The 15,249-nt window shown below is 34.7% G+C and carries 12 protein-coding genes; 7 read left to right on the forward strand and 5 right to left on the reverse strand.

Annotated features, from left to right (window positions below):
• Positions 1-54: 54 nt before the first annotated feature.
• The gene (locus H6F32_RS08095) at positions 55-1,053 is read right to left on the reverse strand and encodes a serine/threonine-protein kinase (protein ID WP_190368822.1); all 999 of its coding nucleotides are present in this window, start codon (positions 1,051-1,053) and stop codon (positions 55-57) included.
• A 196-nt stretch (positions 1,054-1,249) separates the two neighbouring features.
• On the opposite strand from H6F32_RS08095, the gene H6F32_RS08100 reads away from it, so the two are divergent.
• The 7 genes from H6F32_RS08100 (at position 1,250) to H6F32_RS08130 (ending at position 11,812) form a co-directional block, all read left to right on the forward strand.
• Positions 1,250-2,770 carry a hypothetical protein gene (locus H6F32_RS08100; protein ID WP_190368823.1) on the forward strand — a complete coding sequence of 507 codons (1,521 nt, stop codon included), beginning with the start codon at positions 1,250-1,252 and terminating at the stop codon, positions 2,768-2,770.
• Between the two features lie 29 nt (positions 2,771-2,799).
• Positions 2,800-3,546 carry a flagellar motor protein gene (locus H6F32_RS08105; RefSeq protein ID WP_190368824.1) on the forward strand — a complete coding sequence of 249 codons (747 nt, stop codon included), beginning with the start codon at positions 2,800-2,802 and terminating at the stop codon, positions 3,544-3,546.
• Between the two features lie 109 nt (positions 3,547-3,655).
• A complete protein-coding gene (locus H6F32_RS08110) occupies positions 3,656-4,627 on the forward strand; it encodes a DUF362 domain-containing protein (RefSeq protein ID WP_190368825.1) in 972 nt (323 codons plus the stop codon).
• A 250-nt stretch (positions 4,628-4,877) separates the two neighbouring features.
• Positions 4,878-5,396, forward strand: coding sequence for an inorganic diphosphatase (locus H6F32_RS08115; RefSeq protein WP_190368826.1), 519 nt, complete (start codon positions 4,878-4,880; stop codon positions 5,394-5,396).
• Between the two features lie 255 nt (positions 5,397-5,651).
• Complete coding sequence (gene panD / locus H6F32_RS08120) at positions 5,652-6,047, forward strand: aspartate 1-decarboxylase (protein WP_190368827.1); 396 nt, start codon at positions 5,652-5,654, stop codon at positions 6,045-6,047.
• Between the two features lie 592 nt (positions 6,048-6,639).
• Entirely contained in the window at positions 6,640-7,260 is a 621-nt protein-coding gene (locus H6F32_RS08125) for a hypothetical protein (RefSeq protein WP_190368828.1), read from the forward strand.
• A gap of 1,657 nt (positions 7,261-8,917) precedes the next feature.
• Entirely contained in the window at positions 8,918-11,812 is a 2,895-nt protein-coding gene (locus tag H6F32_RS08130; RefSeq protein WP_190368873.1) for a glycerol-3-phosphate acyltransferase, read from the forward strand.
• Between the two features lie 151 nt (positions 11,813-11,963).
• On the opposite strand, the gene H6F32_RS08135 is transcribed toward H6F32_RS08130, so the two are convergent.
• The 4 genes from H6F32_RS08135 to H6F32_RS08150 all read right to left on the reverse strand — a co-directional run bounded on the left by H6F32_RS08135 (position 11,964) and on the right by H6F32_RS08150 (position 14,946).
• Complete coding sequence (locus H6F32_RS08135) at positions 11,964-12,491, reverse strand: NAD(P)H-quinone oxidoreductase subunit J (protein WP_190368829.1); 528 nt, start codon at positions 12,489-12,491, stop codon at positions 11,964-11,966.
• Position 12,492: 1 nt separating this feature from the next.
• Positions 12,493-13,209 carry a photosynthetic/respiratory NAD(P)H-quinone oxidoreductase subunit K gene (gene ndhK, locus H6F32_RS08140; RefSeq protein ID WP_190368830.1) on the reverse strand — a complete coding sequence of 239 codons (717 nt, stop codon included), beginning with the start codon at positions 13,207-13,209 and terminating at the stop codon, positions 12,493-12,495.
• Entirely contained in the window at positions 13,200-13,562 is a 363-nt protein-coding gene (ndhC, locus tag H6F32_RS08145) for an NADH-quinone oxidoreductase subunit A (protein WP_190368831.1), read from the reverse strand. Before ndhC ends, ndhK begins: the two co-directional genes overlap by 10 nt.
• 784 nt (positions 13,563-14,346) lie before the next feature.
• Positions 14,347-14,946: a superoxide dismutase gene (locus tag H6F32_RS08150; protein WP_190368832.1), complete on the reverse strand. Its 600-nt coding sequence runs from the start codon at positions 14,944-14,946 to the stop codon at positions 14,347-14,349.
• Between the last annotated feature and the right edge of the window lie 303 nt (positions 14,947-15,249).

Here is a 15,249-nt window from a genome sequence, read left to right on the forward strand (position 1 = left end):
ATGAATGCAAGCAAGATGCTTGCACTACTATAAGGATTTTTATCTATGTATTTTCTATAAATAGACTTTATGCATTAGAAAACTTTGGTGTTTTTGATTTTCTTTCTTTTTAATTCCTGGTAAAAAAGCCGCATTAAAAATCACAATTGATATCATTATTAACAGCATAGCAAAGAAAATTATATCCATCCCTGATTCTTGACTCAAATTAACATGATTATTGGCGATGATAGGCTGATTTTTTTGTAAAGAAGGTGTTGGTAAATCATCAATTATCTCCTGTGCTGACTGATATCTATATTTATGTTCTTTATGAATCATTTTTGATAAAATAGATAGGATATATTTTAAGTCATTACTAATTATGATTTGATTTTGCCAATCATCAAAGTTTTGATTTTCTGGTTCTAATCCTGTTATTAATTGAATTATGATAATACCTAATGCGTAAATATCACTATTTTTCTCTGCATAGCCATATTGTTGTTCCAATGGTGCATATCCAGGGGTAAAAATTCGAGTTCCTGGAGTTTGTAATTTAGTTTGATTAGGGATAATTTCCTTTACAGCACCAAAATCTATTAAAAACAGATTATTTTCATGATCTATCATAATATTATCTGGTTTAATATCACGATGGATAATATTGTTTTCATGAATATCAATTAATACCTTGAGTAAACATTGTAAAATTTTAATTGCATCTTCAATTGTGAACTTTCCCCGACTTTCCAGTTCTTTAGTTAATGTTTTTCCATTAATATATTGTTGCACTAAGTAGAATTGTTGATTTTCTTCTATGTATTCAACAAAGTTAGGAATATGTGGATATCCATTTAATTTTTGTAAACTTTCTACCTCTCTCTCAAATAACTCTTTAGCTTTAGCATAACTTTGACTATTACTAGAAAATGTTAGCTTTTTAACTGCATATTCATGGCCATTTTCATCTTCAGCTAAATAAGTTCTACCAAAAGCACCTTGTCCTAGTGACTTAATTAGTTGATATGTGGTAAACTCGCCAGCGATCGCCTGTAACATTCCTGTATTCATACCTTAACCCACCATCACACAGATAACGAAAACCTTCTACTAGAACCTAAATGAGATTGCTTGACTTGTTTCGTATTCTATACTACACTAAATGTGTAATAATTATCAAGCGTCAGATTCGACGGTTTATTAAGTATTATTACCATATTGTTACAAAAACTGCAAATCTCTAATGACATAGATTATGTACAAAGTTATGAATAAGCCTTCCCTTCGTAATGCTATATTAACTATTAGTGTGGCACTAATAATGATATATGTTTTTGTGCCAGAGAGTAAATCATTATTTTCCTATTTAGTAGTTGTGGGATTTGTAGGATTTACTCTTTACTTAACATTAGATGGTCAGAAAAAGAAAGAGAAATTAATACATAAAGATACAATTACTAACCTAGAAACAGCAATAAAAACAGAAATTAGGAATTTTTATTCCCAAAATAAAAGTAATCATGAAAAAATCAATAGAATCGCTTTAATTGATACTAAATGTGTAAATAATGATGATTTTCAGAAATGGGAAAAAGGGAGACGTGATTATCAATCTCTGCCTAATTTTTTGCTTTCTATTGGATTATTAGGTACTTTTGCCGGTATTACCATCAATTTATTTCAAATCAGTTTAAATACTAGTGGTACAGTAGAATTACAAACAATATTGCCAGGAATTATTAGTTCCATGGCCATAGCTTTTATTAGCAGTTTAGCTGCACTAGGTTGTAGTATGTATTTAACAAAATTTCATGCTACATCTGACTTAGAAATAGTAAAAAATAATTTACTAATTTCTCTGGAAAATTATGTTGATAATGAATATTTATTACTTCCCACTAATCAAAGTAAAGGCAAAATTGATAAATTAATTGATTCCATCAATGATTATTCTGCGAAACTCAGCAATTTCGTATCTAGTTTAGATCAGAATACCCAAAAATTCCAAAATGCCATGACTTTTGCTGCCAATACACTGAATATATCAGCCAATAATTTTCAAACAGTGGTTAATCAATCATCTCAATCAATGCAAACAGGAGCTAATGTTTTAACAAATGCTACTAATAATGTAGCAGGATTAACAACTAAATTTTCTGATTTAATATCATCCTTAGTCCAATCATCAGAATCATTTGATCAAGCTACATCTTCATTAAAAATTGGTGCTGATGCTTTAAATAATACCAATTCAAATATCATAAAATTCACCAATAAATTTGCAGATATTACAACATCTTTACTGCAATCAGCATCATTTTTTGAACAAACAGTATCAACCTTACAAAAATATACAACTACCATGAACAATGTAAATGAAACTCTCGAAAATAACTCTAAAGAAGTGCAAAATCTCATTCAAAATAATCAAAATAATCTCAATGGAGTTTCTGGTAAATTACTGCAAAATTCAGAAACAATTTCCACATTTACCCAATTATTAAACCAAAATATAACGCAAGTTAGCACATCTTTAAATCAGTACATTACCCAAATAGAACAACAAAGTAATAACTTACAAACTCTCAGTGGCGTAATTCAAAATACAGCACAATCTTCTAATGTTAATATTAGTCGAGTATCAGGTAATTTAGATAAAAATTCGGACTTGTTAAATAATCAAATTCAGCAATTACAAGAAGTAGCTACTAAAATTGAACAAAATACTCAATTAATGCAAAGAATTTTACTTTACTTGCAAAAATCACAAGATAGAGAAAACAACTAATTAACAATAATCAATAGGAAGTTATAGTTATGACTAGAAGAAATAGAAATAATAGCAATTCTGTAGAAACATTTACAATTTGGACATCTTTTACAGATTTGATGTCTAATGCGTTCATGATTATTACCTTATTACTGTTATTTGTGATTGCGAGATCATCAGCATCTCCCCAGGATAAACACCTATCAAAACCGGAGAAAAACAACAACAATAATAATAGTAAACCCACAATTATTTCTCTACCATCGAATAAATATAGCTTTCCCTCTGGTAGTGCTGTTTTACCAGATAATTTACAAGATGATATCAGTAAAAATGGTCAAGATGGGATAATTTTGCAATTGATTCAAAAAAATATTGCTGAACTGGAAAAAAATGATAAACAAGTGGATGTTATTGAAATAATTGGACATACTGATGGCCAAGCAGTAGGTTCTCTAAAATGTAACAATCGCAATAGTAGTAATTTAGATAAAGAATTAGAAAATGTATCTACAGGAAATAAGCAAGTATCTATTTTATGTCCTAGTTCTAACGCTGATTTAGGTTTAATGAGAGCGTTAGCAGTAGTTAAAGAACTCCAGAAAGCTCAAAAAAATAAACAATCAGGACGTTTTAAACAACTACAATTTAGAGCCTATTCAGCAGCACAATTACTATTACCTGATGATCAAGGATTTGCCGCTATAGATAGAAATGCTAATTGGAAACGGAGACGAATAGAAATACGTTTTGCACAAGTTGGAGATTATGTAACCCCTGACAATAATCCTTGATTGAGATCCCCGACTTCTTCAAGAAGTCGGGGATCTTGTTCTTGACCACTTTGATTTTCCCTAAATCTCGTTTATATTATTCTATAATAACGCCATTATCATATTTATTATGCAGACTCAAAAACCATCTGTTAGTTTAATCCGAGCTAAATCCTACGCCCAAGACGCTTTAAAAGAATCCTTAGAAACACTATTAGAACCTTTAGGAGGAATGGGTGCTTTCGTGAAACCAGGAAACCGAGTCCTTCTTAAACCTAATTTACTCACTGGTTCACGGCCTACAAAAGAATGTACCACACGCCCCGAATTAGTTCGCGCTGTGGCAGAAATGGTAATTGCTGTGGGTGGTAATCCATTTTTAGGAGATAGTCCCGCTTTTGGGAGTGCTAAAGGTGTGGCAATTGCTAATGGTTTATTACCAATTTTACAAGAGTTAAATATTCCCATTGTGGAATTTAGTGGTAAACGTTATCAAACTATTAGTGATAATTTTAATCATCTACTTTTATCAAAAGAAGCTATGTCCGCAGATGTGATTATTAACTTACCAAAAGTTAAATCTCATGCCCAATTAACTATCACTTTAGGTGTGAAAAATTTATTTGGTTGTGTTCCAGGAAAAATGAAAGCCTGGTGGCATTTGGAAGCCGGGAAAGATGCCCAGAGATTTGGCGAAATGTTGGTAGAAACTGCTAGAGCAATTAATCCTAGTTTAACCATTGTTGATGGCATTATTGGTCATGAAGGTAATGGTCCTAGTGGTGGAGAACCAAGATTATTGCAAGTTTTAGGGGCTTCTAGTAATGTGTTTGCCTTAGATCGGGCTATGTTAGAAATTCTCCAAGTTGCTCCCTCACAAGTACCCACAATTACCGCTTCTCAAAGATTGGGAATTTGTCCAGATTTAGATGAAATAGAATTTCCTAGTTTAACACCAGAGTTATTACAAATAGCGGATTGGAAACTACCTGATCAGTTAATGCCTATAGATTTTGCTTTACCTCGTGTTATTAAATCTACTTTTAGGGATCTTTACATCAGGTTGATTAAGGAAAAGAAAGGTGTTTATGGTCAGAGTTAATTAGCTGTTGCAACTGTTGTTACAGTAATTTTGCGAAGAAAAAAGTAGTTTGTAAATACGCTCCGATTATTTAACCACATCGCTCTCGTTAGAGGGCGTTTTTTTATAATTGATAAATTTTAACCTGTCTCCTCTCTCCTGTGACTTGTCACCTAACTACTATAGCCATAAATCCACAATTGTCCTAAAATTCTACAGGGTAGCTGAAATATAGGCTACAAAGTTTAATAATTAAAATAGGAGTTTTGTTGTGGATCTATCTCTAATTGCAGCCCAACCTAAACAGGGTGTAGTTAATGTACTAATTGAAATTGCTGGTGGCAGCAAAAATAAATATGAGTATGATAAGGATTTACAGGCTTTTGCGTTAGATCGTGTATTATATTCTTCTGTTAAATACCCTTATGACTACGGTTTTATCCCCAATACCCTGGCAGATGATGGCGATCCTTTAGATGGTATGGTATTAATGGATGAGCCAACTTTCCCCGGTTGTGTGATTGCCGCTAGACCTATTGGGTTCTTGGAAATGATTGATGGTGGAGATCGTGATGAAAAAATTCTTTGTGTTCCCGCTAAAGATCCCCGCTATGCTGATGTAAAATCTCTGAAAGATATTGCTCCTCACCGTTTAGATGAAATTGCTGAATTTTTCCGTAGTTATAAAAATTTGGAGAAAAAAGTAACAGAAATCCTCGGTTGGCAAGATGTGGAATTTGTAGCACCTTTAGTAGCTAAGTGTATCCAAGCTGCTGCTCAAAAAGGTTAGTTATCAATCATTAAGTGTCAGGATTGACGCAAGTGGCACATCGGTAGGGTGCGTCAGATATCAATAATTTGTTTATTTGCCAAATTTATGCCGTCTGACGCACCCTACAACTAGCTAGTTTGATGCACTGCAAGCACCAAGAAAAGGAAAATTTTTCTTCTTCCTGAACTCCTATACACACTGAGTAAAATTCAGTTATAATTTGCTGATAAAACTCAAAACTTTCCCTGGTTGCAAAAAAAAAGTGAAACCCCAATGGAGCGCACTCTCTTATCAGCAAAAATTCATAATTGTACCCTCACGGGCGCTAATATTAACTATGTGGGTAGTATCAGTATTGATGAGATTCTTTTGGAAAAAGCTGGTATACTACCTTATGAGCAAGTACAAGTGGTGAACATTGCCAATGGTGAGCGTTTTATTACTTATGCGATCGCTGCTCCAGCTAACTCAGGGAAAATTGAGTTGAATGGTGCGGCGGCTCGTTTAGGTATAATTGGCGATCGCTTGATTATCATGACTTACGGGCAATTTACCATGGATGAGTTAAAATATTACTCTCCCACTGTTGTAATTGTGAATGAACAAAATCAGTTACTAGAAGTCCGAAATTATAATGATATGCTTACTAAGCTGCTGTATAAAACCTAGACATTCCCCTGTACAGGAGTTAAAGGAGTTTTTGTATTTGAAAATTTTAATTTCTTAAACTGAAAATCCTTTGTTTTGGTACTCTATCCCTCAAAACTTTCGATCTACTACTTATTACACTTGTATTCATACTACACAATGAAGTGCAGAATGTGGGTTATACAATCACAGAAGAACACGCTAAATCTTTCAATCATGACTTCCATGAAATTTGTAAAGATTTAGTAAAGAACTAAGAAAAAACAGGTTTTGGTGGATATGGGGAGAGCGATCGCGTAAGGGGGAAGATCATGCTTACACAAGATGATCAACCAGTGGCAGAAATTGAAAGATATAATTCCTGGAATTATGTCTATTTTGTCTATGCAAAATCCTTGATTTTTCTATAGTTATCATTAACAATAAAAGCATCATGTTCCATACATGATTGTAGCCAAAAAAGTGACAGAAGCCCTTATTTATGTCCGCACTTGCGGGCATATTACTTATTTTATATCATATCTCTTATATTGATGCACAATGTGAAAATCAGCAGTGGGTAATCTGATAGAATTAACCATAACTAATTCCATAGCTAATTAATTGTGGTTCTATGACAACTAATTTATCATCTACCTCCCAACCTGATTTTCTGATCCCTTTAACTCAAACTGCTATCTGTTATCGAGAAAATCAACCACTTCCTCCAGCAGTAATTATAGTTGATGCTTTATTGCAAGCAGAAAATTATGCTAAAAAACAAAAAGTTAAATACAATTTTTCCTTATTAAATGGTAAATGGCGTTTATGTTTTGCTACTGGTACTAAAAAAGCTAGGGCAAAAGGAGGCATAATTTTAGGACAAGGACGATATGTGCCTAAATTTGTCCCTATTCATATTACTTTTTCTTCTAGTTTAGAAAACGATACAATGTTAAAAGGCACAATTACTAATCAAGTGCAGTTAGGCTCAATGTTACTACAATTAAGTGGTTTAACTAAATATTTAGATAAAAAGAATATTCTGGCTTTTGATTTTTTGCAAATGCAGTTAAGTTTATTTACTAAAACTATTTTTACTAAGTCCATTAGTTCCACTGGGGAAAATCAAGATTTCCATGAAAATCCTATTGGTAAATTACCTTTTTTTAGCTTTTTCTTAGTTACAGAAAATATGATTGCTGCTAGAGGTAAAGGTGGAGGTTTAGCTTTATGGATAAGGGAAAAAAGTTAAAATTAGAGGTTGTTTTAAAAGTTTTGGATTAAGAGGATGCTTGGAAAGTCTAAATTAACACAAAAATCGGCCATTAGAAATCGCGTCTACACAGGCAAAACCTGCCTAAGCAGGTTAAAAATCCTTGGTTTTTCCTTAGTCCACGCAGGTGGTCACTGAGCCTGTCGAAGTGTGGACTTTGTCTGTATAAGCTCTTGTGCCTTTAACTTGAATAATTAATACAAGCAAGATGCTTGTGCTACTGTAACTTCAGGTTTTTTAATTATACAGTGAGTGCTGCACATTAGCTTAATAGCCAATTATATTCACCCTATACTTTTACAACATTCTCTAAGATTCTCCCTGTATAAACATTGCGCTGTTTTTCAATGGTATCACTGCCCATAGAATATTGATTAATGACAATGCCATCACCAAAATTGCGGGTATTTTGGTTTGGGGCTAATAAATAACCAATGTGATCATCTTTAACATACCGCAGTTTCCGTGATTATGAGGTACAGATGTTAATGATAAAACCCTTGTAACACAAGCATCTTGCTGTGTTCATAATGTACCTCATGTAAATAGAATGTGCTGTAAATGAGAGGATTACCAAAACTAAAGAGCGATCGTAAACCTAAATCAACCAATACCAATTCCCTATCAAACCCTAGGTATTACTAATCATTTTTATATGGATTGTGGTATGATAGTTTTGATAAATTTTACGCAAAACCGCGTTCTTATTCACAGTACAGACGTTTCATGGAACATCCTTAATGTTTTACGTTAAGTTGACACTTATGATCGGTGCTAAACCCTTACTGACTCTTGACTCCTGACTCCTGACCAATGACTCTTAAAATCATAATAGTAATTTCACATTATTAGCCAACATAAGGACTAAAATCAAGACGGACAGATTTGTAATTGAAATATTTGTATGTAATAAAGGAGGCTTAGAAAACTATGTCCGACTTAAATCGTGGCATTATGAAATTTGCTGGTGCCGATTCACCTAAACTAGTTACCATATCCACTATATTAGTCTTAGGATCAATAACTATACTGATTTTGTGGGCGCTCAGTTCTGCCTACGCACTAGGATAACAATATTAACAAATCATCACCAGATAATCTGAAGATGTACAATCTAAGTTTATCTGGTGATGGGTTATTGGTGATAGGTAATCACTGATAGGTAGTTGGTGTCATAAAAATTACAGCAGTTTCCGTTATTATGAGGTACAGATGTTAATGATAAAACCCTTGTAACACAGGCATCTTGCTGTGTTCATGGTGTACCTTATGTAGATGGAATGTGCTGTGTTACCAGCATTTAACCATCAGTAATTAGCTTTCATCTGTGGGTAGGTGAAATTTTCATCAAGTCATAATTTTGTTAAATTCTATCATGGCCAATTAATGACAGATTAGACTTAAACAGAGGATAAATTTACACACAAGCTGATGTGCAACTAAAGTATATCACCAAAAAACCTAAAATTAGAGCAAGGAACATACTTGTATTATCCAAATTAAAAGCACAACAGCTTATCTGTGTTTTTAACCTTTTACTAAAAACTGATAGCTGACTACTGACTACTGACTACTGTTATATTAAATTGAAAATTTAAAACTTACATCAAGAAACAAATAAATAATGCAAAGTATTATGGAAAATATTTGGGGTATCTTGGTTATTGTAATTGTTTGTCCACTTTTGGGTGCATTACCGCTAATTAGCTGGATCACTTATATCCTCAGTGGTAAAAATCTCAAGGATGTTGGTACAGGAAATATCAGCGTTTCTGCGGCATTTTATCATGGTGGACAACTCATAGGAACATTATCTGTAATTTCAGAAGCATTAAAAGGTATTGCTGCGGTTAGTTTATCACAGTATTTAATTCCCTCACAGCCGGCCTTGCAAATTGTGGCACTCATTTGTTTAGTATTAGGAAGATATATTACCACTAAAGGCGCAGGTATAACCAATGTAGTGTGGGGTATTTTGGCCTATGATCCCTTAGTAGGTGCGTTAGTAACTTTGTTTGCAGTGTTAGGACTAATTATCACTCGTTCTAAGGAAACTATTAAACTGGCCGTACTAGCAGTTTTTCCCGTAGTGGTATCTATTCTCTATTCTCAAGAACCAGCCAGAATTATCGCTGCTACCATTTTATCAGGATTAATCGCCTGGATTTATCAACAGATTCCCGATGACTTGAACCTCCCAGTACAAACAGCAGCATCAGGAACTCAACCTGTGATGGAGTATTTAGCAGGTGAAAGTGTGATAATGAGCTTAAATGATGAATTAGATCCAGAAATAGTAGGTACAAAAGCAGCTAATTTATCACAAATTAAACGTTGGGGTTATTCTGTACCTAAAGGATGGGTATTACCTCCCCATGAAGATCCTAGAGCTTTAATAGAATATTTACAACCATCACCATTATCGCCGTTAGTGGTAAGATCCTCTGCTATTGGTGAAGATACAGAGACAGCCTCTGCCGCTGGACAATATCAAAGTATTCTCAATGTTACCAATGCAGAAGAATTAAGAGAAGCGATCGCTCAAGTAAGAGAGTCATACCATCATCCAGTAGCTGTGAAATACCGTAATGATCGCCATGTAAAAGAAGCATCTATGTCTGTACTTATTCAACAACAAGTTCAAAGCATATATTCTGGTGTAGCGTTTAGTCGAGATCCCATTTCTCAACAGGGAGAAGCAACAATTATAGAAGCGATGAATGGCAGTGCTACACAAGTAGTATCTGGTAAAATGACTCCTGAAGAATATCGTGTGGTGGTAGTGGGGGATAAAAAACTATCTTGTAGTGAATTTACAGGTAACGGTAAAATTCCACCAGCATTAATTAAACAAGTGGCTTACATTGCTCGCGGTTTAGAAAAACGTTATCGTGGGATTCCCCAAGATGTAGAATGGAGTTATGATGGCCAAGTTTTCTGGGTATTACAAACTAGACCAATTACTACTTTATTACCAATTTGGACAAGAAAAATCGCAGCCGAAGTCATTCCTGGAATTATACATCCTCTTACCTGGTCTATCAATTGTCCACTGACCTGTGGAGTATGGGCGGAATTTTTTAGTTTAGTCTTGGGAGAAAAAACCAGTAGTTTAAATTTTGGGAATATGGCAACTTTGCATTATTCCCAAGCCTATTTTAATGCTACCTTATTGGGAGAAATATTTTTAGCAATGGGGCTACCTCCGGAAAGTTTAGAATTTTTAACAAGAGGTGGAAGTATTAGTAAACCTCCTCTAAATTCTACCTTATCTAATTTACCAGGCTTGACAAAATTACTCAAACGAGAACTAGATCTAGAAAAGGATTTTAAATGGGATTATCGTCAAGTTTTCATTCCAGAACTGACGAAATTATCTAACATTGTCATAGAAGAATTATCGGCAGAACAGTTATTAACTAGAGTTGATATTATTCTGGAATTACTCAAAAAAGGAACTTACTATAGCATACTTGCCCCCTTAAGTGCTGCTATTCGACAAATGATTTTAGGTATTTCACAGGAAGCTATAGATCATAGTGTTACCCCAGAAATGGCTTCTTTGCGTTCATTGCAAATTTTAGCATTGGAAACTAAAGAAATATTAAATACTCATAATTACGAAATTGAACCAGAAAATATCTTTTCTCATTTAGCAGAAATTCCTGAAGGGAGAAAAATTATTACTGAATTTAATGAATTAATTGAAGACTATGGTTATTTAAGTCAGGTAGGTACAGATATTGCAGTACCAACTTGGAAAGAAAAACCGGAAATGGTCCAACAATTGTTTATACAAATTATTCAAAATAATGAAATTAAGAGTCTGAATGATGTAGGCGAAAAACGTAGTATGATCCAACGCAGAGTGGATCTTAAAGGGAGAGTAACGGAGGTGTATTCGCGGTTATTAGCAGAGTTGAGATGGACATTTTTAGCTTTAGAAAATATCTGGTTAAAGTCGGGTATTTTCACCCAAACTAATGATATCTTCTTTTTAGAAATAGAAGAAATTCGTGATCTTGTGGTTCAGGAACATCGCTTAGATTTTGCCAGTCGAGAACAGTTATTAGATAATATTTTAGATAAAATTGAACATCGGCGATCGCAATATCTCCAAGATAGTCAAATTAAAGTTATTCCTACCATTGTGTATGGTAATAACCCTCCATCGCCTGTTATCCCCACCATTAACCCTTCTGAAAGTGTTTTAAGGGGTATTCCTGCCAGTCAAGGTAAAATACAAGGAAGAGTAAAAATCTTGCGAAATCTGCAAGCAGCCACGAATATAGATAAAAATACCATTTTAGTGGTTCCCTACACCGATTCTGGTTGGGCACCAATGCTAGTACAAGCCGGAGGAATAATTGCCGAATCTGGTGGTAAACTTTCTCATGGAGCAATTATCGCTAGGGAATATGGTATTCCTGCCGTTATGGATATTAAGGATGCTACCTATATCCTGGAAGATGGACAGCAGGTTACTATTGATGGTTCTTTAGGTATTGTAGAACTGGCTAAACTTAATTAGTAAGGTTGGGTTAAGGAACAAAACCCAACACTTACAACAGTTTGTTAAGTGTTGGGTTTCACTTTCTTCAAGCCAACCTACTACTAAAATCCTTAAGCAAACAGTATTGAATAGCCAATAGTTTTAGCTGATAGCTGACTCCTACTAATACCTAATACGCATCTTGCAATTCGTAAAAATCAGGGGAAATATAATCTTTACGTAATGGCCAACCTACCCAATCTTCAGGCATTAAAATCCGCTTTAAGTTAGGATGACCTTCATAAACTATGCCATACATATCATAAGCTTCTCGTTCTTGCCAATCTGCGGTTTTCCAAATCCAGTACACTGAAGGTAATACGGGATTTTCTCTAGGTAAGAAAACTTTAACTCTTACCTCTTCAGGACGATCTGCATTATCACCTATTTTGATTAAATGATAAAAGCTGACTAGTTCCTCTCCAGGTCCTAGATCAATCCCACCTTGACACTGTAGACAGTTAAACCCATAAGCATACAACGCTGTAGAAGTAGGTAGCAGAAAATCCTTAGCTACTTTGATTATTTCCACACCATTAGCGTCAAGTTCCAAGAACTCATGACTAAAGCCATTTTCAGCTAACCATTGAGAAACCTTACCTGCTTTTACTACAGCTTCTTCCTTTACCGGAACTGGTTTAGATTCTTCTTGGGACATTTTAACGTTCCTCTTTCTGTTTCTTCGCTGTTAATAGTGCAGGTGGTACTGGCATACCAATTGCTTCTGTTAGTTCTTTAGGTGGATTGAAGCGGGTATCGGATTGTAAATATTTACCAGTTAATATCTCTGGAACTGGTTTCATATTGTGAGTGGTACTGTAATAACGGTGTACTTGCTTGATTTGCCCCCGTTCTTGCATAGAATCATTAGCGATTTTTTTGCGTAACTTAATAATAGCGTCTATGATTGCTTCAGGACGGGGAGGACATCCAGGCAAATAAACATCCACAGGAATAAGTTTATCCACTCCTCGCACTGCGGTGGGAGAGTCCACGCTAAACATCCCACCAGTAATTGTACAAGCACCCATAGCAATTACATACTTAGGTTCTGGCATTTGTTCATAAAGACGCACTAATTGGGGAGCCATCTTCATAGTAATTGTTCCAGCAGTGATGAGTAAATCGGCTTGGCGTGGGCTAGAACGGGGAATTAGTCCAAAACGGTCAAAATCGAAACGAGAACCGATTAAAGCGGCAAATTCGATGAAACAACAAGCTGTCCCAAAGAGTAAAGGCCACAAACTAGACAGACGTGCCCAGTTATAGAGGTCATCAACAGTGGTTAAAATGACATTTTCTGACAGTTCTTGAGTAACTGTAGGGCGTGCGACGGGGTTGATAATTTTTTCTGTTGTTCCAGAATTTAGGACCATTCTAAAGCTCCTTTACGCCATGCGTAGACTAACGCGATAATCAGAATCGCAATAAAAATTAAGGCTTCAATAAATGCCAATAATCCTAAGCGATTAAAAGCAACTGCCCAAGGATACAGGAATACGGTTTCCACATCAAATACTACAAACACTAAAGCAAACATATAGTAACGGATGTTAAATTGAATCCATGCTCCGCCGATGGGTTCTAATCCGCATTCATAAGTAGTGCGTTTTTCTAAACTTCTACTACTGCTCTGTAGAATTTTAGAGGCTGAAAGAGCTAAAGCTGGAACTAGGCTACAGAGAATAAGAAAGCCTAGAAAATACTCGTAACCATGAAGAACAAACACAATGTATTTCTACCGCTAATGTGGAATTAACATTTTCGCTATTTTTGAGTAAAAATAGCTTGATTTGGGAATAGGTATGTCAGGTGTTAGGTAGATGATAAGATGTGTCAGTAATCAAACAATCTGTTTATGGTGAGCAAATTGTTGAATCTGATCTACCTTACCGTTGATCTTTCCTGCAATCACATTCTTTTACATTATATCTTTTAAGGATTTCAAGAGATATCAATCACTGATAGGTTTGATTTATGGAAATCCTTGGAATCTGTGATATAAAAGACAATAGAGTGCATTAAGTAGCGATTTAATTTATTAAACAGAGAAACATTATTTTTTGATGCTTCCATGTCCCTCTTGCACTTGTATTATAAATACAATTACTGTAACTAGTAGACATTTTAAAATATAAATCATATTTATATTTGTTGGCGATCGCTGCGCCCGCAGTAGGCATCGCTAAACTATATAAATGACCAGTATTTCAGATGATTAGATTTTTATTTTCATACCTTGATTCAGCAATGCTGAATTTTCAACTAGGAAATATCTCAAAGTTGAAAAATAGAAAAAATAGAAATTAATCTCTGAAAAGAAACCCGACTTATTTAAGACTTACGCAAGTGTGACACTAAAAAATCTGTTGCCGGGTGCGTCAGATATCAAAAATCTGTTTATTTGCAAGATGGATACTGTCCGACGTGGTTGGTGAGCTTGTGGAACCAAACCCTAGGAATGTGCCAGTTGCGTAAGTCCTGTTATTGAAAGAGTCGGGTTTTTTTAGCATTTAAGCACCTAAATTTGCAGCCACAAATTCCCAGTTCACCAAATTATCTAGGAAGTTTTTGATGAATGCAGGACGAGCATTTTTGAAGTCTATGTAATAAGCGTGTTCCCAAACATCAATAGTTAACAAAGGTTTTTGTCCATGTACTAAGGGATTTTCAGCGTTGGGAGTTTTTGTAACCTTAAGAGTACCATTTTCTTCTACTAACCAAGCCCAGCCACTACCAAATTGAGTTGCAGCAGCGTTAGAAAATGCTTCTTTAAATTGCTCGAAACTACCAAAGTCTTTAGCTATTCTCACTGCTAATTCCCCTGTGGGAGTTCCACCACCTGCGGGTTTTAAACAGTTCCAGAAAAAGGTATGATTCCAAACTTGTGCAGCATTGTTAAAAATGCCTACTTTTGCAGGATCTTTAAAAGCAGCTTGAATCACTTCTTCTAAAGATTTATCAGCAAGTTCTGTATCTTTTGTCAGATTATTGAGATTAGTTACATAAGCTGCATGATGTTTACCATAGTGATACTCAAAGGTTTCGGCTTTCATGCCATAGGCTTCTAAAGCATTAGAATCAAAAGGTAAGGGTGGTTGCGTAAATGCCATTTTGTCAATCCTCTCTGTTTTTTGTAATCAGCTATGATAGCCGCTTGAGTAATTTTTGATATTTTCTAGTCTTATTTGCTACTTGTAGCACACAAAACTTAACATTGTTATTTTACTATCAAAATGAATTTTTGCAAAAGTTTTAAGAAACAGCAGTTTTTAGGGGTAAACCCAGGGTTTATACAGCAGGTTTTGTTAAATTAATATATAGTATTGTAAATATTCGTAAATTCTTGACAAGACTAGTTAAATTGTGCTTGATTGATAATGGTTTATAATTTACTCAAATAATTTGCATTAGGT

Origin of the sequence: Anabaena sp. FACHB-1237 (assembly GCF_014696225.1) — a bacterium.
Lineage (GTDB): Bacteria > Cyanobacteriota > Cyanobacteriia > Cyanobacteriales > Nostocaceae > FACHB-1237.